Genomic DNA, 25,256 nt, shown 5'->3' on the forward strand with positions numbered 1-25,256 from the left:
TGCCGCCGTGGTCCTCCTGGTGGAACGGGTACGGTCCGCCGACGGGTAGCCGCGTCGACGGGCCGCCGGCTCGTCAGCCCTGGAGGCGGGCCGCCGTGTCGCGGATGTCGGGGAGTCGCTGGTACAGGGCGTCACCGGGGCATTCGGTGGCGAAGCCGTCGCGGTGGCCGGAGATGGAGGCGAAGTCGACGACGGTGCCCTTGGGGTAGAGGCTGCCGTCCGAGCCGGAGGTGAGCTGGGCCGATCCGTCGGCCTTCCACCCGCCGAGGTCGAGCTTCCAGGCGGCGATCTTGGCAATGCCGTCCTGCAGTTCCTGCGGCGGATCGTCCTTGCTGAACGTCCCGATGGCAGCAATGCCGGAGGAGTTGGTGTTGAAGCCGAGGGTGTGGGCACCGAGCACGGGCTGGTTGACGCCGCCGGCCCGGCCCTCGTAGATGGTGCCGCAGCGGTCGACCAGGAAGTTGTAGCCGATGTCCCGCCACTTGTTGGTCTGCACGTGGAACAGGTAGATGCCCCTGATCACCTTGGGCGCGTCGGAGCAGGCGTAGTCGGTGGCGGTGTCGGTGTGGTGGACGAAGGCCACCCGGGCCGAGCCGGTGTACACGAAGCCCGCTTCGCGGATGGACTCGTCCGCACCCCAGCCCTTCCGGGTGACGATGCCGGGGCGCGGAGCCGTGGGGGCCTCGGGCCCGGCCGCGTGTTCGGTGAGGGGCTGGTCATCGGCGGCCGCGGCTCCCTGGCCGGGGTCGACCAGGTCGACCCGCAGTCCGCGCGGGAGACCGGCCGGACCGGGGTGCACGTCGACCGCGACGCCGTTGCTGTGTCCGACCCACAGCGGGGCGGTGGAACCGCGCTGGGCGGAGTCGGGCCCGTCGGCACCGGTCTCCAAGGTGTGCCAGTCACCCCAGCGGCCGGTGGCGGCATCGCGGGTGCGGACTCGTACGGAGCCGCCGGCCAGGGCGGTCGGGGGGCCGTCCCAGACCACGCCGAGGAGGTCGAACGCGCGGGTGGCCCGGGGCGCGACGGCTCCGCCGGAGGTGAGGGCCACCGAGGTGACCGAGCCGCCTCCGGCGGAGGTACGCGGCGCCGGGTCGACCGAGCTGTCCGTAGCGGCGGCCGGGGGCTGGAAGAGCAGGGTGGCGGTGCAGCCGGCGAGGACTGCTGCCGGGATTGAGATCCTCATGTAAGGGATGTTCAGGGCAAATCACGATCCCCGCATGTCACCGTCGGGGCCCGTGCGGTCACGGTGGGCATCCGTGGCCGGGACGGCGACGGGGCGCCGGCGCGGGCGGTGGTGCGCGGAGCGCGGGCGGCAGTCCCCCGTTCTCAGCAATTCATTGGGCCAGGCCGGTTAACTCGCGGCGGCGCATTTCGCCTCCCGATGGTAGAAGCGCGTATTCAGAAGATCCGTTTTGCGGATCATCCAGGAGCGTCATGCGAACTCGAATCACCACCCTGGTCCTGTCGGGCCTGACGTCGTCCGCCCTCCTCTGGGGCGCCGGCGGTGTGGCCCACGCCTCCCCCGCCATCGACCACAGCGTGACCGTCGACTCGTCGCAGGCCCAGGGCGAATGGGTCGACAGCATGCTGCGGCTCGCCCAGGAGAGCGGTGTCCCATCGGACGGCACCTGGAGCAGCGGGAGTAACGGCGACCTCCAGTCGATGCAGGTCGTCCGCCCGGCCCACCGCGCCGACGCCGGCGAAGGCACCGAGCCCGAGGGCATCGCCCCCGAGGGGATCACGCCCGAGGGACTCGTGCTCGACGGCCAGGCGCCGGGTTCGGCGCAACCGGACGACTCGACCAGGCCCGGCGCGCAGGGCCAGCCGATGGAAAAGGCCCCGGATTCGGCCCTGTCCGAAGGCGCCTGGGACAACGGCGGCAAGCCCTGCGACCAGGCCCCCGGCCACGAGACCCACGGCCACGTTCCCGGCCCCGGCGGCTCCGACTGCATCTGCGTGCCCGAGACTCCCGGCGCTCCCCCGCACGGCGAGCACGGGGAACACGGCGAGCACGGCGAGCACGGGGAACACGGCGAGCACGGCGAGCACGGCGAGCACGGCGAGCACGGGGAACACGGCGAGCACGGGGAACACGGGCACGGGGAACACGGGCACGGGGAACACGGCAGCTCGGAGCAGAACCAGGGCCAGAACGGCCAGCAGAACCAGGGTCAGGGCCAGGACCAGAACCAAGGCCAGAACCAGGGCCAGGGGCAGGACCAGAACGCCCAGCAGAACCAGGGCCAGGACCAGCACGTCGCCGTGACCGTCGTCGTGCAGAACACCGTGGCCAACAATCTGAACAACAGCGCCAACAACAGCGCCACCAGCAATTCGAACAACTCCGCGCACAACAGTGCCCAGAACTCCGCGCTCAACAACCAGTCGGCCTCGCAGGCCAACAACCTCTCCAACCACCAGAGCCAGGCCAACCAGCAGTCCGCGTACAACCTGAACAAGATCAAGCTCGTCGCCAAGGAGGTGCCGTCGCACCCGCACACGCCGGCCCACCACGGCGGCGGCGAGCAGCACCACTACAACCACCACCACGGCGAGCTGGCCCAGACCGGCGCCCCGAAGACCCCGGTCCTCCTCGGCCTCTCCGCCGCGTTCCTCGCCGCCGGCGTGGGGGCCCTGCGGCTCAGCCGACGCCGTTCCTGATCGGACCCGTACGCGGGGAGGATCGACCACCCGGCACTTCGTCCATGAACAGGCCTCCGCCAGGCAGTTGACCTGGCGGAGGCCTCTTCGTGTTCGGTCCGGAGTCCGGAGCCGTCCCGTCGTCCGCTCTCACCCGATCCGGGCGGTTCCGGCGGTTCTGCACCGCGAAATCTCAGCGAATGGTCCAGACCTCTCTTGGCGGCCCGGCCGGGGCGCCTCATCATGGCGGCACATCGTGCCACCCGGCGGCCGGAGGCTCACACCCGCGCGCCGTGCACGCCCCCCCCACCCCACCCGAGGTCACCCCCATGCGGCTCAAAGCCCTTCTCCTCGCTGGAAGACCGGTCTGCCTGCCACTGGTCTCCGCGCTCGCCCTGCTGCTCCCCACGGTGTCCACTGCCGCCGCTGATCCCGTCCCGGTGAACACGGCGCCCGCCGTCGTCCCCGCCGTTCAGCAATGGACGGGCGGCAAGGGGCGGGTGGTGCTGGCCGACCACCCCCGGGTCGCCACCCCCGTCGACTCCTCCCCCGAACTTCGCCACCTGGTAGGGCAATTCACCGGTGAAGCGGCTGAGATGACGAACCATCAGATCGATCCCGTGGTGGATGCCGGCGGTGACGGTGACATCGTCATCCAGGTCGACCCGGACGCGGACTTCGGGGCGGCCCTGCCCCGACTCAGGGCCGAGGCCTACCGGATCGACACAGACCGCGGACTGGTCACCGTCACCGGGGCAGCGCAGCAGGGCGCCGTCGAGGGCACCCGGACCCTGCTCCAGCTGCTCGCCGGCTCCGCGGACCACCGCAGCCTCCCGGTCGGATCCGTCGTGGACTACCCGAACTACGCCCTGCGCGGGCTGATGCTCGACGTCGGACGGCGCTACTTCACCCCCGAGTTCATCCGCTCGTACATCCAGTGGATGGGCTACCAGAAGCTCAACACGCTCCAACTCCACCTGAACGACAACGAGATATCCCCGGCGAACTGGTCGACCGCGCAGGCGGCGTTCCGCCTCAGGAGCGACAACCCCGCCTTCGCCGGACTGGCCGCCGCCGACGGCTCCTACACCAAGGCGGACTGGGACTCCTTCGAGGACACCGCGGCCGCGGTCGGCGTCACCATCATCCCGGAGATCGACGCACCGGCCCACGCCCGGGCGTTCACCAGGTTCAAACCGGGGATCGGCCTGAACAAGGGCGACTCCGACGAGTTGGACCTCTCGAAGCCCGCCGCCACCGACTTCATGAAGTCCGTCTACGCCGAGTTCACCCCGTGGTTCCGGGGCCCGACCGTCGGCATCGGCGCCGACGAGTACAAGGGCCCGGCCGCCGACTTCAAGGGGTACGTCAACACCATCGCCCCCTACGTCCGGAGCCTGGGCAAGCAGGTCACCATGTGGGGCAGTCAGAAGAGGGTCTCCGGCGGCGGCGCCGGCTACGACAAGGACATCACCGTCGACAGCTGGAGCAACGGCTGGTACGGCCCCCAGCAGGCCATCGCCGACGGCTACCCCAAGGTCATCAACTCCAACGACAACTGGCTGTACGTCGTGCCGTTCGCGAACTACTACCACGGCCAGGGTCTGGACGGGAAGGCGATCTTCGACAGCTGGCAGCCCAACGTCTTCTCCGACGGCCAGAGCCTGGCCGAGCAGGACCCCCACCTGCTCGGCGCGATGCCAGCCGTCTGGAACGACCTGGTGCACGAGGACTACACGGAACTCCAGGTGCACGGCCTGATCGAGAAGAGCCTGCCCGCCCTCGCCCAGAAGATGTGGTCCGGCACCAGGGCCGGTACCGACTACCAGGCGTTCCTGGACACCGTCCGCGCCGTCGGCCAGGGCCCCGGCACCGGCTACCTGCCCGACACCCTCGGGTCCGACGACGTCACCGCCGACCTCGCCCTCGGCCGCACCACCACCGCCTCCTCCAGTGAAGGGCCCAAGTGGCAGGCGTCCAACGCCACCGACGGGCTCGCCGACACCCGCTGGTCGAGCAAGCGCACCGACGGGGAGTGGCTCCAGGTCGACCTCGGCTCCGTACGCCGGGTCTCCTCCGCCACCCTCACCTGGGAGAGCGCCTACGCCCGGGACTACGACCTCCAGGTCTCCACCGACGGCACCACCTGGACCACCGTCTCCCAGCAACGCGGCCGCACCACCGCCGGCACCGACACCCTCACCTTCACCCCCACCGACACCCGCTACGTCAGGATGCAGGGCATCCACCGCGGCACCGCCTACGGCTACTCCCTCTACAGCCTCCGTCTCGGCAACTGACCGCCCCGCACCCGGACGGGTCGTCCGCCGCCGCACCGGCCGGTGGACGACCCGTCCGGGCCTCCGGGCCGCCGGACGACCCCGTACCCGGCGGCGTGTGCCGATCAGTCGACCTGGAGTTCCATCCACTCGGCGAGGGCCGCGAGCCCCTGGTCGAAGCCCGTACGCGGGGCCCAGCCGAGCGCCGTACCGCCGCGGCGCGGTCCGCCGTTGCGGGATGCCGCGGTGGTGGCGGCCATGACCGGGCGGCCGCTGTCGAGCCGCGCCGCGGCGAGGGCGATGTCCTCGGTGGTGAGGCGCTCGTCGCCGGTGATGTTCATGATCCGGTGGACGGGCGGCGCCTGGAGGGTGCGGTCGACCGCGTCGACCACGTCGTCGATGTAGACCGGCCGCCAGGTCTCCGTCGTCTCGTCCCCCGTACGGTCGGCCCGTGGCGGCAGGGTGCGCCGCAGGGCCTGCTCCACGACGGAGCCGTCGAGCACCTCCGGGCCGAAGACCAGTCCCAGCCGGAGCCAGTGGACCGTGGGGGCGGGTGTCCGCACCCCGTCCGGGGCCATGGCGGCCGGCCACAGCGGGCGGTCCGCGGCGGGTCCCCAGCGCAGGGCCAGGTCCACGCTCGTCGGATCGCCGACGCAGACCACCTGCGGCACCCCGGCCTTCGCCGCGCCCGCCACGACGTTCTCCACCCGGGCCCAGAGCCTGCCGATGTCCGCGGCGCAGGAGTCGGCGGTCTCGGGGGAGAGCAGGTGGACGACCGCGCTCGCGCCCGGGAGCACCGGGTCGAGGGCCTCCCGCCGCACGGGGTCTGCGGCCAACTCGCGCACGCCCGGGTAGTCGTGGACCAGCAGCCGGGGCGCGACCGCGGTGACCTCCCAACCGGCGTCGGCGAGGCGTCTGGCGAGCGCCGTGCCGATCGGCTCGTCGGCACCGGTGAGGACCAGTCGTCGGGCCCGCCGTCGGCGCCGCGGTCCCCCGCCCCCGGTGTCCGGGGGCAGCCGGGCCCCGCGGGCGAGACCGGCCCGGTAGGCCTCGCGGGCGACCTCCAGGAGGCTGGGCCGCAGCTCCGCGAGCGTCAGCCAGTCGACGGCGGCGGACAGGCCTCCGACTCCCACCGTGGCCAGGCCCCGGTCGGTGGCGGCGCCGTCGGTGCTCCGCTGCGACGACCCGTCCGGGGGGAGACGGGCGCTGGTGACCACGCCCATCAGGAACGCGGTCAGCCAGTGCCTGGTGGACAGTTCCGGGCCGATGCGCTCGACCAGTTCGGTGGAGGCGTCGGAGTTGAGGCCGAACAGCAGTCGCAGCCGCCGGTCGTAGCGGGCCGGGTCGAGGCCGAGCCGGGCGAGGTAGTGGTGCGCCGGGGAGGTCGCCCAGCCACTCCTGATCCGGGTCGCGACGTGGACCCCGCCCCGGACGAAGAAGGGGACGGCGTCCAGTGCGGCGAGCCCTGGTGCCCGGCTCCAGCCGGTGTCGACCTCCGCGTCCTGCGGCCGGGACGACGGCGCGGGGTCGTCGACCGGGTGGAACGGCAGGGGGAACCGGACGTGCTCCGCCGTGGCCAGGTAGGTGGGCACCCCGAAGGTCCTCAGGTAGCGGGCCAGGACGGGACCGTGCCCGGTCCGGTGGGTGCGGCGGGTGGCGTAGCGGACGAAGCCTTCGGCCCGGCCGGTCGGCAGGACCAGCGCCGTGGTCGGTACGGCACCCACGACACCGGGCGCCCAGCGGTGCCCCGTCAGGGCGGCCATCCGCACCGCGGCCGCGGCGGGCGTGTCGGGGTGGGCGTGCAGGACGAGCGCGGCCTCCGGCGCGGCCCGCACGGCTGCGCTGACCCGCGCGTGGAAGTCCTTCCCGAGGACGGCTCCCTCCTCGATCAGCACGTGGTGGGTGGATCCCGGTGGAGGGGTGGACCAGGCGCGGATCGCGGCATTCGATCCGTTGATCCCCCGCGCCGTCACCACGGCGTACGGTTCGGGCGAAGCCCGTTCGGCCAGCTCCCGGGCGGAGGCCGCCCGTTCCGGCCTGGCCATGACAACGCCGCTCAACCGAATGTGCACGGTCAGGGAACTCCTGTTCTCAAGAGGTGGCGCCGGGAGTCCGGCTGTGGTGGAAGTGGCCCCGTCCCGCCCCGGCGCACGACCGACCGTCAGCCGCGCGCGCCCACCTCACCACGGGGGTGTGCACCCCGCCGCGACCGACCGGCCCCGGGGAGCGTCGGCTGTTCCGGGGAACACGGTGCACGAGATTCGAACAGAGGTCTACACCAATTCAAAAAGTCCGGCCCTCGTTGCACCATGTGCACCGGCCCGCGACCCGGACGGCGGCCTTGATCCGGACCAACCCGATCCTAGGTTCGGCGGGGACGGGATTTCGCGGGCCGACCGGCCGGAACGACCGTGCCGTTCGGCAGAGGCCGGAGCGGCCGGACGGCCGGCCGGGGACGGGCCCGGGAGTCGTCCCGACGACGGTTCAGGCGCCGCGCAGCAGACCCGCGTCGCGGGCGACGACGGCGGCCTGCACCCGGTTGGCGCACTCCAGCTTGGCCAGCAGGCTGCTCACGTGGGTCTTCACCGTGCCCGCCTCCAGGTGCAGCCGCGCCCCGATGTCGGCATTGGAGGCGCCGGTCCCGAGCAGCGCGAGGACCTCGCGTTCCCGGGCGGTGAGGCCGGAGAGCCGGTCGACCCCCTGGCGCGCGGGAGCCGGTTCGTCGCCGGACGCGCTCGCCGCGAGGTACCGGTCGATGAGGTGCCGGGTGACCCGCGGGGACACCACCGGCTCACCGCGCACCACCGTCCGGACCGCCTGGATGAGCTCCTCCGGGGGGCTGTCCTTGAGCAGGAAGCCCGCCGCGCCCGCCCGGAGCGCCCGGGCGATGTCCTCCTCCTCGCCGAAGGTCGTCAGCATGACGACCTTCACCGCGGGGGCCAGCTCGGCGATCCGTTCGGCCGCCGTCAGGCCGTCCGCGCCCGGCATCCTGATGTCGAGCAGCGCCACGTCGACCGGGATCCGGGTGGCCAGCCGGACCGCCTCGTCGCCGTCGCGGGCCTGCGCCACCACGTCCAGGTCGTCCGCGCACCCGAGCACGAGCCTGATGCCGGCCCGGACCAGGTCCTGGTCGTCGGCGAGCAGCACGCGTATCACGATCCGGGGCCTCTCGGGACGGGGATGTCGGTGGGGATCACGGTGTCCTCGACCAGCCGGTCACCGAGGAAGCAGTACCGGTGCACCGCCAGCCGGACCGCCCCTTCGTCACCGTAGTCCGGAAAGTACTCGCACCCGGCACCGGCCGGCGGCTCGGGCTCCTGCCCCCGGACGGCCGCCCGCGCGAACGGATCCCCGAGGCCGTGGTCACGGACGAAGGCCTCGCGGGACGGTTCGGCGGACGGCAGCAGCAGCGCCGCGCCTCCGCGGTACGGGACGAAGACGAATAGGAGGGACTCCATGCACCTGGCACAGATCGTTCTCGTGGCGGAGACCGCCCTCGTCCTCGTCGGGGTGGGATGGATGCTCCTCGCGGTACGCCACCGTACCCGCATGGCGGGCGCGACCCGGGCCCGGCACGAACTGCTCGCGCCCACAAGGGAACTGCTGTCGGCAGCGGCCCTGGGCCTGGGGACAGGATGGGCGGTGACCCGGCATGAGGTTCCCGACCTGCTCTCGCTGGCGATGCTCGGCGTGCTGCTGCCCGCCACGGCCGGAATGGCCGTGGCGCTGATGGTCGGGCAGCGGGGCGTGCCGACCCGCAGCACCCGCGGATGGCTGGTGCTGACGGTGCCGCTCCTGGGCGGCGCCACGGCCGGGATGTACCCCTCGCTGTTCTGACACCGGCCCCCCGGCACGAGGAACGCGAGAAGGGCCTCCTGGCCGTCCGATCGGATTCCGACATCCGACCGGCCACCAGGAGGCCCTGAACCACACCCCGGCCGCTCCGCACCCCACCCGGTCGGGACCGGGCCGGGGTGCGCCTCACGAGCGGCGCGGCGGCTTCCCGCACCGGGGCGGCGCGCCCGTCACGCGTCCGCGGTCTGGACCTCACGCGGCGCGGCGGCGGTCTCGGCGGACTTCTGCGGCCGGTCGGCGAGCTTGAGCCAGACCACGCCGGCGATGATCACGGCCAGCCACACGGCCTTGGCCGGGGTGAGGCTCTCGTCGAAGACGACGGGCCCCAGCAGGGCCGCGCCGACCGACCCGATGCCGGCCCAGACGGCGTAGCCGATGCTGACGTCGATGGTGCGCAGCGCGGCACTCAGGGCCCAGAGGGTCAGCAGGAAGAAGACGACGGCGACCAGTGACCAGGTCAGCCGGGTGAAGCCGTGGCTTCCACCGACGGCGAGCGCGTAGCCGACTTCGAAGCCGCCGGCGAGCAGGAGCATGATCCACGGGTTGACCGAGTTGCGGCCGGTGTCGGACATGTGCACGGGTCCTTTCGGGAGGTGGAGCCGGGTGGGGGCGGGAGGATCAGGCAGCGCCGCTGAGCTGGAGGCCGACGACGCCGGCGATGATGACGGCGATGCCGACGGCCTTGCGCCAGTTCAGGCGCTGGCCGAAGAGCAGGGCGCCGAGGAGGGTGATGCCGACGCCGGCGACGGAGGTCCAGATCGCGTAGCCGACACCGACGTCGAAGGTCAGCAGTGCCTTGCTGAGGAAGAAGGTGCCGAGGGCGCCGGTGATCAGGGTCACGGCGGTCCACGTACGGTTCTTGAAGCCTTCGGCCTTGCCGGCCGCGATGGCGACGGCGATCTCGAAGATGTCCGCGATCGCGAGGTAGAACCACTGCATGGCTGGTCCTTTCGTTCTTGGGAGGTCGGCGTTGACGGGGAGAGGTGGAGCGGGGAGAAGACGGGGGGAACAGGGGGAAGCGGTAGATCAGGGGAAGCGGGGGAACGCGGGAAGGCAGAGGGAACGCAGGGGGGAACGCGGGGGGGAAGGCGGGGAGCCGGGCGTCAGGGCCGGTTCAGCAGCCGTCGATCCCGCAGGCGGGAGCGGCGCCCCCGAGGGCCTCCTGCTCGGCCTGGGCGTCGAGCACGGCCTTGCGGATCTGGGCGACGGAGGGCACGCCCTCGATGCGGTGGCGTCCGTCGATGATGATCGTGGGCGCGACGGAGACCCGGTTGGCCTCCGCGTCCCGCAGCGCCGCCCGGTGCGCCTCGGTGTACCGGCCGGAGGTCAGTGCCTCGGCGAAGTCGGCGCTGTCCAGGCCGAGTTCGGCGGCGATGTCGGCGAGGACGGCCACCTCGCCGATGTCCCGGTTCTCCTGGAAGAAGGCCCGCAGCACCCGGGGGGTGTACTCCGCGGCCCGGCCGTGCTCGGCCGCGTACCGGTAGCCCTCGAAGGCCAGCCGGGTGTAGGGCTGCGGCGAGACCGTCGGGAGGGTGATGTCCACGCCGAGGCGGCGGGCCATCGGGTAGACGGCGCGGTCCCAGATCGCCGGCAGGTAGTCGTCCTCCGGGCGCAGCGTCGGGGTGGGGTGGGGCCGCAGCTCGAACGGCATCCACTCGATGTCGACGTCGAGGTCGCGGGTGGCCTCGTGCAGCGGGCCCTCGGCCAGCATGCAGAAGGGACAGACGTAGTCCGACCAGACCTTGATGCCGATCCTGCCGGTTGCCGTTCCGCTCACGGCCGCCCCCGCTCCATGGTGAGGAAGTCCTCGAACGGCGCCGTGCCTTCCGGGATCTGGATCGAGGTGACCTTGATCGGCCAGGTCTCCGGGTCCTCGGCGAAGATCGAGTACGAGCTGGTGTAGTCGAAGCCGTACCGCGCGGCCGTCTTGCGGTCGACCACGTTGACGATGTGGCTGACGCTGAAGTACAGCGACGCCATGTAGCACAGGGCGCAGGGCTCGCCGGAGGCGATCAGGGTGGATCCGGCGGTGGCGTGCAGTCCGTACTTGGCGGCGGCCGCCCGCAGTGCGGTGACCTCGGCGTGCGCGGTGGGGTCGTTGTCCTCGCGCACCCGGTTGACACCGGTGCCGAGGATCCGGCCGCTGTTGATCACCACACCGGAGAACGGGATGCCGCCCTTGGCGACGTGCTCGCGGCTGATCCGTACCGCCTCGCGGGCGTACTCGGTCAGCTCGCTCTCGGAGAGTTCGGAATAACGCAACGCTGCTCCCCCGCTCAGACCGCGGTCGCGGTGTCGACGGTGGGTGCCGTGGGATCAGGCATGGAGTCCCCAGGTAGTTGCTTGTATGTACATGTTGTTTTTGCCCGTGAGAACCTCAGGCGGACAGGTAGAGCTTGCATGAACATACATCTTGCTGTCAATCGCCGGCGGTGAAGAACTTCGCCTGACCCACGCTCATCAGCTCATGCCGGCACGACAATTGGGGCATCGTCGACCCCGCGCCGAGCGCGTCGGGCGTGCCGGGAGGGGTCGGCGGCGCGCCCGAAGCGACGGCTCAGACTGCTACGGGGTACCCCAGGGAGGCTTCCCGGACCCACCGGGAGCAGGGCACGAGCGGCGGCCTCGCCAGACCGTCGGTTCCGGCGCCCGGGCCGGGGCGGAAGGCCCGCATGCCGAGGTCGGCCGCCAGGCGGCTGTAGGTGAAGGCGGCCGAGACCAGGGCCATGTGGTGGTGCCACCCCGGGAACGAGCGGCCCTCGAAGTCCCTCAGCCCGAACCGCCGTTCGAGCAGCTCGACGGTCTCCCCGGTCGCGGCGTGCCGTTCCGCGTACTCCAGCAGCTCGTCGACCGGCCGGTGCACCATGCTGGTGAGCCAGAGCTGCCCCGCACCCGTCGCGTCCTCGTCGGGCTGGGTGAAGAGCCGGAACGGCTGCGGTCTCTGGTCGGCCGCGACGGCGCCGGGGACCTGCACCAGGCCGTCGCGCACGGACGCCCAGCCCGCTCTGCAGACCCCGGAGCGCACCTCTGGGCACCGCTCGCTCACCGTCCGGGCCGCCGCGGCCACCGGCCGGCGGGAGCCGGAGGCCTGGTGCTCCAGCGGGGCCAGCGGGAAGCTGTCCGGGATCGCGACCGCGAAGTCCAGCCCGCGCCGGGTCAGGCCCTCGACGAGCCGGCGCGAGTCCAGGTAGCCGTCCAGGTCGACCACCACCGGGACCGGGTCGTACTGCGAGGTCTGCGCCATCTGGTCGATCAGGTTGAGGAGTTGGCCCTCGCACGAGGCGGTGGCGGTGTGCGGGATCCGGGCCTGCTCGCGGAGCGGCCCCTGGGCGGCCCACGTCTCCGGCAGGAACAGGCACCAGCCCACGGGGAACTCCCCCGCCTCCGTCGACATGAAGACCGCCATGCCGATCTGGCAGTTGACGGTCCGTCCGGTGTGCGGGATGAAGCGGCGGTGCACCCCGCAGGACTTCTCACCGCGCTTGGGCAGCACCACGGGGGCGATCGTCCAGGCCTTGGGCCGGGCCCGGTCCTCGACCCACTGCCGGAGCTGGTCGCAGACCGGATCCCACTCCCAGGGGCTCTCGTTGACGAACTGGTGCAGGGCCTGCGAAGCGGTCGGGGAGTCGCTCGACACGGCCGCCAGCCGGCGGATGGACTTCTTCCCGGGCGTGCTGAGGAGGCCGTTGACGTAGGTGTGGGCCCACTTGCGCTGGTCAGCTCGGCGCAAGTGGCCGAACAGCTGGTCCGTGAACTGGGTGACGGAGTCCCATCCCCTCATAGCTACCCCTCCCGTGTTGCGGCTGCGGCTTTCACACAGATCCACCCACACTAAAGAATGAGCACTATTTTTTTCTCGGGTAAAGGACTTCCGGTCGCCACTTCGCCAACTCGATACAAAGCCCTGGCGCGAATCGCCCGCGCCCGGCCCGGGGAAGGGGCGGCCGGGGTCGGCGGTCCGCGCGGGAAATGGAATCGCCCCCGCGGATCCGGGCACGGCACGCCCTGCGGGACATCGGCCCCGCAGGTCAGGGGCGTGCCGCCGGGTGTGCCCGCGGTCGCCGTACGTCTACCGCCCGGTCACCCCTCGTTGCGGGCAGCGTCGCCCCGGGACGGGGCGCGCAACCGCGGCGGGGCGGGCGTCCGGTCGTGCTCGCAGGGGTCGGAGCCGTCCTCCGGCCGGGCGCCGAAGCCCGCCCCGGCCCGCCGCCACAGTCGGCCGAGCTCGTGCTCGACGACGCTGACCGGGCGGCCGGAGCGCAGCTGCGCCTCGGCGCCGGCCAGCAGGTAGGCGACCAGCAGTTCGATGTCGGCGAGCTCCGCGTCGGTGGTGCCGCCCGCCCGGGCCAGTTCCAGCGCGTGCAGCAGGGCGGGCCGCCAGGCCTGTTCCCAGGCGCCCTGCGAACCGGGGCACTCGTGCGCGAGCCGCATCGCCGCGTGGGCCCGGACGTCCTGCTGGAGGAAGGCCGCCAGCAGCTGGGTGAGCCGGCTGACCGCGGCCAGCCCGGGCGTCGTGAGCTGCTGGACCTCGTCCAGCGCCGAGGAGGTCGCGGCCGCCCCCGCCCTGAGCACCTCCTGCGCGAGGTCCTCCTTGGTCAGGAAGTGGAAGGTCAGCGCACCCGAGGTGACCCCGGCGGACTGGCTGATCCGCGCCAGGGTGGCGCCGGCGTAGCCGTGCCGGGCGAACTGTCCGGCGGCGGCGTCGATCAGGGCGGAGCGGGTCTGTTCCGCGCGGGCCTGCCTCAGCACTGCGGCGCGCGCCGGTACCGCGCGACGGGTGCGGCCGCGGACCGTTGGACGCCCCAGGGACTTCGTGTGAGCTGCATGGCCCCTCCGGCTCGTTCGTGCACCAGCCCCCGTGACGACGCGGCAAGCATACCCCGGTCCCGGCGGCGTCCTGACGTATCGTCGAACTCGCGTTCACCTGGCTCGACCTGCGGCGATCCCCTCCGCGCCACCGGGAACCGGGGCGTGGTGGAAGCGTGGCCGGAGCGTGGCCGAGACGTGGCGGAAGCGTGGCCGGGCGGGGGCGTGACGGTCCTCGGGAGGTTGCGTGAGGCCGAGTACGGCACCGCACCCCGGGGCAGGGAGGCCCGGGGTGCGGTGGATCCGGAGTGCCCGGGAAAACCGCCGGGTGCGCGGCGGGCCCGACGGGCGGCGGGAGGATCCATTCCGATCGGCGGCGAATAGGCATTGACCGAATAGCGAATTGCGATAAGCGGGTCGAGCACCGGCCGGGCGGCCGGGAAAAGCGGAGCGCCGGGTCCCGTTATCTCACCGGGACTTCACAAATGACCGCACCCTCCGCGGGCGCCGCCGGCCGACGGACGGGCGGCACCGAATGGCGGACGCCGCGGAATGGGCGGACGTCACCGAATGGCGGGCACGTACGAGTCGTCCACCCGACCGTCCGCCGTCGCCGGGTCGAAGGTCGTCGCGGGCGCCTCGTCCCCGCGCGAGCCGTTGCGGCGGTCGTACCGCAGGAAGTCCGACAGCTGGTCCGTGCGCCGCAGGTGCCCCTTGACCAGGACCACGCCGAACAGGTGGTCGCCGTCCTCCCGCCAGCAGACCAGCGGGATGCGGTAGGTGTCGCCCTCCGGCGTCCCGAAGACGGCCTCGTAGGCCTGTGCGTCCAACAGGCTCACGCGTGGCCGTCCTTCGGGGTCGTGGTGAACAGCTGTCCGTAGTCGGTGATCTCCTGAGCGGTCCCGGCGGCGCCGGCCAGGTGGAGGGCGTGCCAGAGGATCACCTGGTTCGCGGTGACGACGTTGAACCCGAGCTCCTCCTCCAGCGGCTTGATGGTGCCCACCGCCCGGATGCCGTTGCCGGCCACCAGGACGGCGTCCGGCCGGTGCTCCGCCACCGTGCCGCGGATCCAGGCCGACAGGTTCTCCGGCGTGATGGCCTTCTGGTTCGACGGCAGTCCGCAGGGGGCGTGGTGGACCACCTCGTAGCCGAACTCGCGGAAGTAGTCGGCTCCTTGGCCGGAGAGCGAGTCGGTGAACCACGGCGGGTTCACCAGCGCGATCCGGCGGGCGCCCAGGGCGTCGAACGCGGCCCGGGCGGCCTTGGTGGTGCCGGTGATCGGCAGCCCCCGGGTGACGGGCAGCAGTCGCTCGTACAACTCCCGTTCGCCCTGGGCCTTCAACGCGTAGCTGGAGGAGGTGAACCCGAGCGTCAGGGCGTGCAGCGGGGAGGCCGCGAGCAGTTCGACGGCCTGGTCCAGGTACGGGGCCTGGACGAAGGACAGGATCGGGTCGTACGGGATCTTCTCGTCCATCTCACCGCCCGCGCGCATGGCGGCGAAGTGCACGCGCGATCCGTGGACGGAGACGGAGGCGGGGGCCACGGCCTGCAGTTCGGCCTCCGGGCCGACGTCGGCGTGCGGCACGACCACGCCGATCCGGGTCGAGGCGTCCCATCCGTCGACGGGCGGCGGGGTGCTGGTCATGGGGGTTCTCCTACCGGGTGAGGGTGGACTCTTCGGCGAGGCGGCCGCCGTGGACGGTGCCGGTGCCCGTGGTGTCGAGGAACTTGGGGTGCTTGCGGCGCATGGTCTCGATGACGAACTCGTAGGGGAGGTCGTCGAAGCTGCCGTGGTCGGTCAGGAACTCCATCGCGCCGCCGCCGTCGTGGGGGTGGTGGAGGCTGTCGTTGACGCCGTCGAACTCCAGGGCGCGCATGCCGTAGAGCTTGCAGAGCAGCTTGTTGAACACCGGGGTGACCTTGATCCACTTGCCGTCCAGGTACACCTGGGCGAGCGAGTGGAAGAACACGTCGCCGCCGATGTGGGACAGCAGGCGGGGCGAGGCCAGGTGGTTGCGCACGTCGCCGTAGACCAGCCGGGAGGGGATGCCCAGGGCGCGCACCCCGGCCGCGTACAGCGCGGCCTTGTGCAGGCAGAACCCGGACTTGGTGGTGGCGGTGGTGGAGGCCCGCAGGCCCTCCCGGGAGAGCGGGGCGCCGTAGACCTCGTAGTCGACGCCGTCGCGCACCGCGTAGTACAGCTCGATCGCGTTGGTGCGCCGGTCCGCCGAACGGTCCCGGACGGCGTGGTCGACGAAGGCCTGCACCGCGTCGCTCTCGTGGTCGAGGAACTCGGTGGAGCGGGTGAGGTGGTCCAGTGTGTCGGTCATGTCGGGATTCCCGTCGGTCAGAGTCCAGCCAGCATGGCGATCCGGTTGCGCTGGATCTCGGAGGTACCGGAGTAGATCGTTCCGGCGATCGAGTTGCGCAGGTCGCGCTCGACGCCGTACTCGGTCAGCACGCCGCGGCCGCCGTGGATCTGCACCGCGTCGAGCGCGGTCTGCACGTTGGCCTCGGAGACCACCGTCTTGGTGGCCGCGAGGTCGAACGCGGCGTCCTCGTTCCGCTCGACCTTGGCGCCGGTGTCGGCGAGCCACTTGCGGGCCGTCTCCACCCGGATCTTCATGTCCGCGATCTTGTGGGAGATGCCCTGGTAGGAGCTGATCGGCCGGCCGAACTGGCGGCGCTCCTTGGCGAAGGCGATGGTCTCCTCCACCCGCCGGGTCATCTCGCCCAGGGTGATGGAGAAGCCGAAGAGCACCTCGCGCTTCATCACGTAGTCCAGGACCCGGAAGCCGGAGCCCTCCTGCCCGACCCGCTGGGAGACCGGGACACGCAGCTCGTCGAAGGAGAGCGTGCCGATCGGGCTGGTGCGCAGGCCGATCTTGTCCATCGCGGGGCCCACGGTCAGGCCGGGGGTGCCGGCCTCGACGAGCAGGGTGGTGAGGCCGAAGGGGCCGGGCTTCCCGGTGCGGACGTAGAGCAGGAACAGGTCGGCGACCGGGGCGTTGGTGATGAACATCTTGTCGCCGCTGACCACGTAGTGGTCCCCGTCGCGGCGGGCGACGCTGGCCAGGTTCATGGCGTCCGAGCCACCGGAGCTCTCGGTGATCGCGTGGGCGGTGATCAGCTCACCGGACATGATCCGCGGGAGGTACTTCTCCTTCAACTCCTGGGTCGCGAACCGTTGCAGGGGCACGCCGACGGACACGATCTGGGTCGAGGCGGAGAAGGACAGGCCCGCGTCCCGGGAGGTGTGGCCCAGTCCCTCCAGGGCCCGCATCGTCCGGGTGAGGCCGTGCCCGGCGCCACCGAACTCGGGCGCGAAGTGCACCCGCAGGAGTCCGGTCTCCCGCAGGGCCTTCCACTTGTCGTGGGGGAACTCGCCTGCCGCGTCCAACTCGCTGGTGTTGGCGTTGAGTTGCTCCGCCCACGGGGCGGTGAGGTCGAAGAGGTCATCGTCCATGGGGGGTCCTGGGGTCCATTCCGGGGTCGGTCGTGCTGCGGAGGATCGGGGTCGTGCCGTGGCGGGGTGCCACGGCCCGGCCCGGCCACGGGCTCGGGGCGGCGCGTGGCCGGGCCGGGTCCGGTCTTGGCGCGGAGCCGTGCGGGGCTCCGCGCCGGGACCGGTTCGACCGGCCGGCGGTGGGGCGCCGGCTGATCGGCGGCTCAGTACTGGGAGTAGCCGTCCTCGGAGAGGACGTGCTTCTCGTCGCCGTTGATCGGCGGGTTGAAGATCGACACCAGGTGGAGGTCCTCGTCGGCCGAGGCCACCAGGTGGTGCGGGTCGTGCTGGTTGAGGACGTAGATGGTGCCCGGGACGATCTTGTGGCGGGTACCGTCGTGCTCCACGACCTCACCGGAGCCGCTGATGCAGTAGCAGGCCTCCAGGTGGTTGCGGTACTGCAGGGCGCTGGAAGTGCCCTTGCGCACCAGGGTGTCCGCGACGGCGAAGCCCATCCCGTCGCTCTTGGTCAGCAGGCGGGTGCTCAGGCCGTTGCCCCACTCGACGGGGGCGACATCATCGAGGCTGCGGGTGAACATCTCTGTGGTTCTCCTTCGGAATAGGGTGGGAACTACGGGTGTTGCGGAGGTACGGGCCTTGCGGGTGTGCGGCTCTTGCGGGGTGGAGCGGCTCTTGCGGGGTGGTCAGGCGGCCACGGCCGGGCTGTGCTCCGTGATCACGGCGGCGATGGCGTCCAGGGTGCGGAAGTCGTCCGGGCCGAAGTCGATGTCGTCGACGGGGATCCGGTAGGCCGTGGTGAAGTGCGCGAGCATCCGCACCAGGCCCAGGCTGTCGATGACTCCGGACTCGATTAGGTCGTAGTCGCCGGTGAGGTCCGATACGTCCTCGCCGGCCAGGAACTGGTCCACCACGTAGGCGCGGACCTCGGCGGCTATGGCGGTGCTGCTCATGCGGTGGTCTCCTTCAGACGGGTCTGCTTGATCAGGTTCCGGTCGGGCTTTCCGGTCGACGTACGGGGCAGCGGAAGGGCGGTGAGGTGCACCGAGGCCGGGATGGCGTGGCGCGGCAACTCCCGCCCCAGGTGGGCGCGGAGGCCCAGGGTGGTGAGGGCGCTGCCCGGGCGCTGGGCGACGTGGGCGTGCAGGCGGACACCGGCCTCCGGGTCGGGAAGCGGCACGACCACGGCCTCGGCGACGTCGGGGTGGGCCGCGATCACGGTCTCCACCTCCTGGAGGTTGGTGCGCACGCCCCTGACCTTCACGTGCCAGTCCGCGCGCCCCTCCAGGAAGTAGAGGCCCTCGGTGTTGCGGGTGACGATGTCGCCGGTGCGGTAGAAGACCCGGCCGTCCAGCTGGGTGAACACCGCGTCGTTGAGCTCCCGGCGCAGGTAGCCGGTGGTCTGGAAGGGTGTGGACACCAGGAGTTCCCCGGTGCCGACCGTGGCGAGGCGCCGGCCGTCGGAGTCGACGACCACGGCCTCGGTGCCCCGGATGGGGCGGCCGACGGGCATCGGCCCGGTCGCCGCCGGGTCGACCCGGTGGATGAACGAGTCGTTGGTCTCGGTGCAGCCGAAGACGTTGTGGAAGGCGGCCCCGGGGAACGCGGGGGCGACCCTGGCGAGCAGGTCCGCCGGCATCCGGTCACCGGTGAAGATCGCGTGGCGTACGGCGGGGAAGGTGCCGCCGTGGTCGAGCAGCAGCCGGTACACCATCGGCACGCCCTGGACGAAGGTGACCCGGTGCCGGGCGGCGAGCCCCGCCAGGTGGGCGGCGTCGGTGGCCCGCTGCTGCTCCACCAGGACGACGGTGGCGCCCAGTTGCAGGAAGGTCCAGATGTCGAGCAGGGCGAGGTCGAAGTTGAGCGGGGCGTAGGACAGCGCGGTGTCCTCGGCGGACAGCGCGAACTCGCTGACGGCCCAGTCGGCGAAGGCGTCGAACCCGGCGGTCTCGATCGGCACGATCTTGGGGGTGCCGGTCGAGCCCGAGGTGGTCAGCAGCAGCCTGGTCCGGGCCGGGTCCGGCACCGCGAAGCCCGTCGCCTCGGCCTCGTCCGCCGGTACCGGCGCCGCGGCGAGCGCGCCGTCGGCGGTCGCGGTGAGCCGGTGGGAGACCCTGGCCTGCTGCGCCAGGCGCTCCAGTGCGGCACTGCCCAGGTCCGGGGAGGGGGCGAGGGCGACCAGGCCCTCCTGGGCGACGGCGAGCAGCAGGGCGACGGTCTGCGGGTTCTTGTGCGCCGGCACGCACACCGTGCCGCCGGACGGGAGGTCCAGCGCCGACAGGTGCTTGCGCAGACTGCGGGTCAGGTCGTTCAGCCGGCCGTAGGTGACGGCCTGGTCGTTGAAGTGGAGCGCGATGTGGTGGGGCCGCTCGTCGCCGTGGGCGGCGACGGTCTCGGCCAAGCGGGACGATGGCACGGCGGGATTCCTCGCGGTCGGCTCAGCCGCCGGTAACGGGTACCGATCGGCTGTTCGAATTCGTGCGGTGTCGAGGAAGACCGTACCGGGCGAAGTCCATGCTTGGTCAAGCATGCACTTGCCGAAGTGGGTGTGACGCAGACCACCAGACTTGCATGACCAAGCAAAAGACCCCGAACGCGGAATGCGTTCGGGGCCGGGATGGGCGGGCGGAGGCGCCACGCCGGCGCGCCACAGCCGTCCGGGACCGGGGGGAGCCCGGGACCGGACCACTGTGCCGCGCCGGGGGGGCGACGGGTCAGACCTGGGTCGCGCGCAGGGCCTGGACCGTGGGGCCCAGTTCGGGGTCTGCGGTGAAGGAGTTCAGCGCGGAGGAGAGGACCTCCGCGTAGGTCGCCCGCGCCGCCTGGTAGCGCTGGCGCCCCTCGTCCGTGATCACCGCGTAGACCCCGCGCTTGTCCGAAGGACACAGGTCCTTGAAGGCGAAGCCGGCCGTTTCGAGCCGGCCCACCAGCCGGGTCACCGACGACTGCCCCAGGCCGACCCGGTCGGCCAGGTCCTGCATCCGCAGCTCGCTCGTCGAGGAGTGGTGCAGGTGCTCCAGGGACCGGTACTCCGACAGTCCGATCCCGTGCTGGCGCTGGAGCGCCAGGGCCAGCTCCCGCTCCACGAACGAATGGAGCGTCAGCACCCGCCCCCAGGCTGCCTGGTCGGAGCTGCGCAGCGGCGCGTGCGGTGAGGTTGCCATAAATGCCTCCCTTGCAGAGGTGTTGCTTGACAGAAGAGTACATGCGCATGCAAGATCCTGGCGCCCCCGATTTTTATTCCGTGGGTCCCCCAAGCGCAGTTCATTGCACGTACAAGCAAACATTCTGCCTGTTCAGCGCCACCGCAGGAGCGCGGGCCGCCTCGGCCCCGCCACACACCGCTCCTGCCCCCGTCCCCATCGGCGACACCCGCTTCGAGGGAGTCCCGAGCCCCAGCACCTGCGCGGGGCGATCCTCGACGCGCAGGCCCACCAGGACGTCGCCGACGACGGCGCCGCCTGCCGCACCGAAGGAACCTGCTGACATGAGCATCCGTGCCCACTTCGCCTCCGCGGCCCAGCCGCCGTCCCCGGAGCCGGGGCGCCACGTCCTCGCCACCGTGACCTACGGCGCCGCCACCGGCCTCACCCGGGTCGAGCACGGCCACCCCGACCTGACCATCCCGATGGCGGTCACCAACGGCGACGCCTTCCGCGAGGTGTGGACCGTCGCCGAACGGCCGCGCTGGGTCCTGCGCGAGGACAGCGCCTACGCCCACGACGGCCGACACCTCTTCGTCGCCGGCCTCCTGCCCGAGCAGTCGGTCTACACCCCACCGGTGCGGGAGATGTACGAGAAGGCCTTCGCCCTGGTCAACCACCTCGACTACGGCCACGTCTTCCGGATGTGGAACTTCGTCGGCGACATCCTCGGCGCCAACGCCGAAGGCATGGAGGTCTACCGGGACTTCGTCCAGGGCCGCGCCCAGGCCTTCCAGACCTACATGGGCGACACCACCGCCCAACTCCCCGCCGCCACCGGGATCGGCACCCAGGGCCGCGGCATAGCCTTCGTCCTGCTGGCGACCAGAAGAGGCGTGCCCCGCCACCTGGAGAACAGCCGGCAGACCTCCGCCTACCACTACCCCGACCAGTACGGTCCCAAGTCGCCGAGCTTCGCCCGCGCCACGCTCCTGGACGACACCCTCTACGTCTCCGGCACCGCGTCCATCCTCGGCCACGAGACCGTCCACCCGGGCGACGTGCGGCGCCAGACCCGGGAGACCCTGGACAACATCGCCCACCTGATCTCCCGCGAGAACCTCGCGGCCCAGGGCATCGACGCGGGACACGACCTCAAGGACCTACGGATGATCAAGGCCTACGTGCGACATGAAGACGATGTTCCGGCGGTACGCGCTGTCTGTGAGGAGACACTTGGTCTGGGTACTGAGGTGAAGTACCTCAACGTCGCCGTCTGCCGGGACGACCTCCTGGTCGAGATCGAGGGCCTCGTCCCCGCCGTGGGGTGGGACCAGTGACCGCCCTCAAGGTCGGCATCGTCCTGCCCGGCCGCGAGGCCGTCGTCGACGAGGGCCCCTACCCGGCCAACCTCGCCTCGATCGCCGCCCTGGCCGAGGAGTCCGGCTTCGACTCGATCTGGGCCGGCGAATCCCCGCTCGCCCGCTCCCGGATGAACCCGCTGCTCGCCCTCGCCGCAGCCTCCTCGGCCACCGAGCGGGTGCAGTTGGGCACCGCCGTGCTGATGCCGCTGCGCGCCCCCGTCCACCTGGCGCACGAACTGGCCTGCCTGGACCGGATCTCCGGCGGCCGGGTGATCGCCGGCATCGGCTCCGGCTTCGCCTCCCCCGCGACCGAGCGCGAATTCGCCAACTACGGGCTGGACTTCGCCACTCGCTTCGGGCGGATGCGGGAGACCGTCGAGATCTGCCAGGCACTCTGGGCCGCCCGCGGCGAGCCCGTCTCCTACGAGGGAAAGCACTACCGGCTCCAGGACGCCGCCCTGCTGCCCCTGCCGCACCAGCCGCAGGGCCCGCCGCTGTGGATCGCCCACTCCGGCCCCCAGATGCTGCGCCGGGCCGGCCGCGGCTTCGACGGCTGGATGCCGACCTCCACCACCCCCGAGAACTACGGCGCGGGCTGGGAGCAGGTCACCGCCGCGCGCGAGGAGGCGGGCCGCCCCGCCGAGGCGGTCACCGGCTCCGTCTACCTCTCCGTCGCGGTCGACCGCACCCGGGAGCAGGCCGAGGAGACCCTCTGGTCGTACTTCCGCGCCTACTACGGCCTCCCGCTCACCACCATGCGCACCACCCAGGGGATCTTCGGCGGAACCCCGCAGGAGGTCGCCGACTGGCTCCACCAGTACGTCAAGAACGGCGCCCGCCACCTGATCCTGCGCCTGCCCACCGCCGAGCTGACGGAGGCCGCCTACCGCGACGCGGTCCGGCGGACCGCGCAGGAGCTCCTCCCGCTCCTGCGCGAGCTGTGAACGGCCGGTCCCAGGCGCCGGGGTGGGCGGTGTGGGCGGCGGCGTGGCCGATCACCGCCGTGTTCATGCTGTCCAACATCCCCACCCCGCTGCTCGCCCTCTGGAAGGACCGCATCGGCTTCTCCACCGGCACCACGACGGTCATCTTCGCCGCGTACATCGGCGGACTGCTGCTCGCCCTGCCGTTCACCGGCGCCCTGGCGGACCGGTACGGCACCCGCCGGGTGCTGGCCCCCGCCCTGGTCGCCGGACTGGTCTCCTGCGCGCTGTTCATGACGGCCACCCACGTCCTGACCCTGATCGTCGCGCGGCTGCTCACCGGCGTGGCGGTCGGCGCGGTGCTCTCCGCCGGCACCGCGGCGGTCTCCCACGTCGGGGGCCCCGGGCGGCGCCCGCAGGCGGTCCTCGCCGGATCGGTGGCCATCGGCACCGGCCTGGCCGCCGGCCCCCTGCTCGGGGGCAGCGTCTCGCAGTACTGGACGGCCCCCACCGTCACCGTCTTCGTCCTGGAGGGGGTCCTGCTCCTGACCGCCCTGGCGGTCGTGTACACCCTCCACCTGCCGCCCGTGCCGGTCTCCCGGGAGGAACCCGCGCCGGGGTGGCTGCGCCTGCCGTCCGTCCCCCGGGTCAACCGCCGCGGCCTGGCCACCAGCCTGCTGGTCTACATCCCCGGCATGACGGGGACGTCCCTGCTGCTCGCGCTCGGGCCGATCCTGCTCGCCTCCCTGCTGCACACCGGCAACCGGCTGGTGACCGGCGGGATCGGCTTCATGATGTTCGGCGCCTCCACCGGCGTCCAGTTCGCGATCCGGAACCTGCCGCTGGGGCGGATCCTCACCATCGCGGGCGTCGTCACCGGCGTCGCCATGCTCGGCACCGCCACCGCCGTCCGCGCCCACTCCCTCGCCCTGCTCACCCTCGCCGCGGTCGCCGCGGGCGTCGGGCAGGGCATGGGCCAGTACGGCGGCTTCTCCCGGCTGGGGACGGAAGTCGTCCCGACCCGGCTCGCCGAGGCCAACGCGGCGCTCAGCGCGGGCGGTTACCTGTTCGCGGGCATCCTGCCCATCCTGACCGGCTACCTGAGCGACGCCGCCGGGATCGCCACCTCCTCCACCGTGTTCGCCTCCCTCACCGGCGCCGCGGCCCTCGCCGGCGCCCTCCTGGTCGGCACCCTCCGGGCGCGCACCCCCGTCGAGGAGGTACGGGAGCCCTCGAAGGTGCCGGCCTCCTGAACGGCCCGCCCGCTGCGGCCGGATCGCGGCGGGCGGGCTGCCCCCGCGGTCCGCGTGGCGGTCAGCCGACCGCCACGGGCACCCGCTCCGGCACGGCCAGCGCCGCGAGGCGGCGCAGGCTGGCCCGGCGCTGGAGCGCGGCGAGACCGGTGGACGCCGCACCGAGCGCCAGCCAGCCCACCGGGCCGGCGGCCATCACCACACCGGTCAGCAGCACCGGCCCCACCGACTTCTGGACCGACTGGGACATCCCCGCCACCCCCAGGTAGGAGGCCCGGGCCCGCGGCGGCGCCAGGCTGACCGCCAGCTCCCAGGAGCTCACCGAGCGCATCAGCTCCGCGAGCGTGACCAGCGCGGCCGCGGCCAGCAGGGCGAGCGAGGCGGTCAGCGGGCCGCCGCCGGTGGAGAGCGCGATCAGCAGGCAGCTCGCGAGCAGCGTCACCCCGTACCAGCCGACCGCCCTGGTCGCCCCGCCCGGCCGCTCCGCCCAACCGGAGACGCGCAGTTGCAGCACCACCACCAGCACGGTGTTGAGGGTGAGGAAGGCCGGCACCACGGCGTGCGGCGCGTCGGTGTGGTGGATCAGCCAGAGCGGCAGGCCGACGTTGAGCACGGAGTCGTCGAGGCACATCGGCAGGTCCAGCAGCACGAACAGCAGGTAGCCGCGGTCGCGCCAGGGGCTCGGCACGGCGCCGCCCCCGGCGGCGGACGCCTCCGCTTTCGCCTTCGCCCCCGCTTCCGCCTCCGCCGCCGCAGCGCCCAGACCGCGCCCGGCCGGCTCCTCGGTGCGCCGGATCAGGGCGGCGGCCAGCAGGTACGAGAGCGCGTTGGCCACGATCAGCGCCCGGTACGCGGTGGTGGTGCCGAACGCCAGGCCGATCGCCGCGACGCCCGTCCCGACCGCATAGCCGCCGTTGGCCACGCTGCGGAACAGCGCCTGGTAAGTGGCCCGCCGCTCGCCCGCGACCCGGGTGGCGAAGAGCATCTCCAGGGTCTTGGCGCCGCGTTCGGCCAGGCAGGTCAGCGCGACCGAGACCAGCAGCGCGGTGAAGTCCTGGACCACCAGCAGCAGCGCCATGGTGGCCACCCGCAGCAGGTGGCAGCCGATCAGCAGCCCGCGCACCGAGAAGCGTTCGGCGGCCCGTCCGGACAGCGGCGAACCGATGATCCCGGCCACCGCGCCCACCCCGAGCAGCAGGCCGAGCCGCCCGGCGTCCATGCCGCAGACATAGGTGAAGTACAGCACGGACGCGGCCGCCCACACCCCGGTGCCGGTCCGGTCCACGCCCTGGGCCAGCAGCATGACGCGGGCGTCCCGCCCGCCCGGCGGCCGCCGCAGCTGCGACCACAGTCCGTTCCCCCGCATGAAAGGTCCTCGTTTCGCGTCCACCGTCAATCTCGACATCAAGATACTTCATGTCGAGATAGTCATGGAACCCCGGTCCCGCATACCGGACGCCCGCCGGCCGGCCACCCCCTCGACGCCCGGCGGACCGTGCGCCACACTCTCCCCAGCAGCACCCGCGCTCC

25 protein-coding genes are annotated in these 25,256 nt (G+C 72.2%); 6 read left to right on the forward strand and 19 right to left on the reverse strand.

The features are described 5' to 3' along the window. Nucleotides 1-73: 73 nt before the first annotated feature. On the reverse strand, nt 74-1,183 hold the full coding sequence (locus ACFY2K_RS09445) for a peptidoglycan recognition protein (RefSeq protein ID WP_387710485.1): 1,110 nt from the start codon (nt 1,181-1,183) through the stop codon (nt 74-76). 251 nt (nt 1,184-1,434) lie between these two features. Between ACFY2K_RS09445 and ACFY2K_RS09450 the strand changes: the two genes are divergently transcribed. Together ACFY2K_RS09450 and ACFY2K_RS09455 are read left to right on the forward strand one after the other, a co-directional pair. After that, the gene (locus ACFY2K_RS09450) at nt 1,435-2,661 is read left to right on the forward strand and encodes a hypothetical protein (protein WP_387710487.1); all 1,227 of its coding nucleotides are present in this window, start codon (nt 1,435-1,437) and stop codon (nt 2,659-2,661) included. Nucleotides 2,662-2,969: 308 nt separating this feature from the next. Further along, a complete protein-coding gene (locus tag ACFY2K_RS09455) occupies nt 2,970-4,940 on the forward strand; it encodes a family 20 glycosylhydrolase (RefSeq protein ID WP_387710488.1) in 1,971 nt (656 codons plus the stop codon). Nucleotides 4,941-5,044: 104 nt separating this feature from the next. On the opposite strand, the gene ACFY2K_RS09460 is transcribed toward ACFY2K_RS09455, so the two are convergent. The 3 genes from ACFY2K_RS09460 to ACFY2K_RS09470 all read right to left on the reverse strand — a co-directional run bounded on the left by ACFY2K_RS09460 (nt 5,045) and on the right by ACFY2K_RS09470 (nt 8,377). After that, nucleotides 5,045-6,964 (reverse strand): NAD-dependent epimerase/dehydratase family protein, encoded by a 1,920-nt coding sequence (locus tag ACFY2K_RS09460; protein WP_387710490.1) that lies wholly within the window; start codon nt 6,962-6,964, stop codon nt 5,045-5,047. 439 nt (nt 6,965-7,403) lie between these two features. Next, complete coding sequence (locus ACFY2K_RS09465) at nt 7,404-8,075, reverse strand: response regulator (protein WP_387710492.1); 672 nt, start codon at nt 8,073-8,075, stop codon at nt 7,404-7,406. Further along, nucleotides 8,072-8,377 (reverse strand): hypothetical protein, encoded by a 306-nt coding sequence (locus tag ACFY2K_RS09470; protein WP_387710494.1) that lies wholly within the window; start codon nt 8,375-8,377, stop codon nt 8,072-8,074. Before ACFY2K_RS09470 ends, ACFY2K_RS09465 begins: the two co-directional genes overlap by 4 nt. Between ACFY2K_RS09470 and ACFY2K_RS09475 the strand changes: the two genes are divergently transcribed. Next, nucleotides 8,376-8,756: a hypothetical protein gene (locus ACFY2K_RS09475; protein ID WP_380588982.1), complete on the forward strand. Its 381-nt coding sequence runs from the start codon at nt 8,376-8,378 to the stop codon at nt 8,754-8,756. The genes ACFY2K_RS09470 and ACFY2K_RS09475 overlap by 2 nt on opposite strands. Nucleotides 8,757-8,944: 188 nt before the next feature. Here the strand turns inward: ACFY2K_RS09475 and ACFY2K_RS09480 are convergent, their stop codons facing one another. The 14 genes from ACFY2K_RS09480 to ACFY2K_RS09545 all read right to left on the reverse strand — a co-directional run bounded on the left by ACFY2K_RS09480 (nt 8,945) and on the right by ACFY2K_RS09545 (nt 20,207). After that, nucleotides 8,945-9,346, reverse strand: a complete 402-nt coding sequence (locus ACFY2K_RS09480; protein ID WP_375894884.1) for a DMT family transporter — start codon at nt 9,344-9,346, stop codon at nt 8,945-8,947. 46 nt (nt 9,347-9,392) lie between these two features. Then, nucleotides 9,393-9,713: an SMR family transporter gene (locus ACFY2K_RS09485; protein WP_360235350.1), complete on the reverse strand. Its 321-nt coding sequence runs from the start codon at nt 9,711-9,713 to the stop codon at nt 9,393-9,395. Between the two features lie 175 nt (nt 9,714-9,888). After that, complete coding sequence (locus ACFY2K_RS09490) at nt 9,889-10,551, reverse strand: DsbA family protein (RefSeq protein WP_380525426.1); 663 nt, start codon at nt 10,549-10,551, stop codon at nt 9,889-9,891. Beyond that, a complete protein-coding gene (locus ACFY2K_RS09495) occupies nt 10,548-11,036 on the reverse strand; it encodes a nucleoside deaminase (protein WP_375894890.1) in 489 nt (162 codons plus the stop codon). Before ACFY2K_RS09495 ends, ACFY2K_RS09490 begins: the two co-directional genes overlap by 4 nt. Nucleotides 11,037-11,331: 295 nt before the next feature. Continuing rightward, nucleotides 11,332-12,555 (reverse strand): IS701 family transposase, encoded by a 1,224-nt coding sequence (locus ACFY2K_RS09500; protein WP_380398723.1) that lies wholly within the window; start codon nt 12,553-12,555, stop codon nt 11,332-11,334. A 299-nt stretch (nt 12,556-12,854) separates the two neighbouring features. Next, nucleotides 12,855-13,523 (reverse strand): TetR family transcriptional regulator, encoded by a 669-nt coding sequence (locus ACFY2K_RS09505; RefSeq protein WP_380640574.1) that lies wholly within the window; start codon nt 13,521-13,523, stop codon nt 12,855-12,857. Nucleotides 13,524-14,143: 620 nt separating this feature from the next. Then, nucleotides 14,144-14,419, reverse strand: a complete 276-nt coding sequence (locus ACFY2K_RS09510; protein ID WP_375894897.1) for a DUF6253 family protein — start codon at nt 14,417-14,419, stop codon at nt 14,144-14,146. Then, nucleotides 14,416-15,225, reverse strand: a complete 810-nt coding sequence (locus tag ACFY2K_RS09515; protein WP_380525427.1) for a maleate cis-trans isomerase — start codon at nt 15,223-15,225, stop codon at nt 14,416-14,418. Before ACFY2K_RS09515 ends, ACFY2K_RS09510 begins: the two co-directional genes overlap by 4 nt. Before the next feature lie 10 nt (nt 15,226-15,235). Beyond that, on the reverse strand, nt 15,236-15,910 hold the full coding sequence (locus tag ACFY2K_RS09520; RefSeq protein WP_380525428.1) for a transglutaminase family protein: 675 nt from the start codon (nt 15,908-15,910) through the stop codon (nt 15,236-15,238). Nucleotides 15,911-15,927: 17 nt separating this feature from the next. Beyond that, on the reverse strand, nt 15,928-17,046 hold the full coding sequence (locus tag ACFY2K_RS09525; RefSeq protein WP_387710498.1) for an acyl-CoA dehydrogenase family protein: 1,119 nt from the start codon (nt 17,044-17,046) through the stop codon (nt 15,928-15,930). Nucleotides 17,047-17,249: 203 nt separating this feature from the next. Next, the gene (locus ACFY2K_RS09530) at nt 17,250-17,624 is read right to left on the reverse strand and encodes an ectoine synthase (RefSeq protein WP_375894907.1); all 375 of its coding nucleotides are present in this window, start codon (nt 17,622-17,624) and stop codon (nt 17,250-17,252) included. Nucleotides 17,625-17,729: 105 nt separating this feature from the next. Continuing rightward, entirely contained in the window at nt 17,730-17,996 is a 267-nt protein-coding gene (locus ACFY2K_RS09535) for an acyl carrier protein (RefSeq protein WP_375894910.1), read from the reverse strand. Next, the gene (locus ACFY2K_RS09540; RefSeq protein ID WP_375894913.1) at nt 17,993-19,459 is read right to left on the reverse strand and encodes an AMP-binding protein; all 1,467 of its coding nucleotides are present in this window, start codon (nt 19,457-19,459) and stop codon (nt 17,993-17,995) included. The genes ACFY2K_RS09535 and ACFY2K_RS09540 overlap by 4 nt, the downstream gene beginning before the upstream one ends. Nucleotides 19,460-19,757: 298 nt before the next feature. Next, complete coding sequence (locus tag ACFY2K_RS09545) at nt 19,758-20,207, reverse strand: MarR family winged helix-turn-helix transcriptional regulator (protein WP_375894915.1); 450 nt, start codon at nt 20,205-20,207, stop codon at nt 19,758-19,760. A gap of 323 nt (nt 20,208-20,530) precedes the next feature. Between ACFY2K_RS09545 and ACFY2K_RS09550 the strand changes: the two genes are divergently transcribed. From ACFY2K_RS09550 to ACFY2K_RS09560, 3 genes are all read left to right on the forward strand, one after another. Further along, nucleotides 20,531-21,526: an FkbO/Hyg5 family chorismatase gene (locus ACFY2K_RS09550; RefSeq protein WP_380528327.1), complete on the forward strand. Its 996-nt coding sequence runs from the start codon at nt 20,531-20,533 to the stop codon at nt 21,524-21,526. Next, on the forward strand, nt 21,523-22,494 hold the full coding sequence (locus tag ACFY2K_RS09555) for an LLM class flavin-dependent oxidoreductase (RefSeq protein WP_380528328.1): 972 nt from the start codon (nt 21,523-21,525) through the stop codon (nt 22,492-22,494). The genes ACFY2K_RS09550 and ACFY2K_RS09555 overlap by 4 nt, the downstream gene beginning before the upstream one ends. A 65-nt stretch (nt 22,495-22,559) precedes the next feature. Beyond that, nucleotides 22,560-23,726, forward strand: a complete 1,167-nt coding sequence (locus tag ACFY2K_RS09560; protein WP_380528330.1) for an MFS transporter — start codon at nt 22,560-22,562, stop codon at nt 23,724-23,726. A 61-nt stretch (nt 23,727-23,787) separates the two neighbouring features. Here the strand turns inward: ACFY2K_RS09560 and ACFY2K_RS09565 are convergent, their stop codons facing one another. Continuing rightward, entirely contained in the window at nt 23,788-25,092 is a 1,305-nt protein-coding gene (locus tag ACFY2K_RS09565; RefSeq protein WP_387710501.1) for an MFS transporter, read from the reverse strand. Nucleotides 25,093-25,256: the final 164 nt, after the last annotated feature.

It is taken from the genome of Kitasatospora sp. NPDC001309, assembly GCF_042896295.1.
In the GTDB taxonomy this organism is placed as follows: domain Bacteria; phylum Actinomycetota; class Actinomycetes; order Streptomycetales; family Streptomycetaceae; genus Kitasatospora.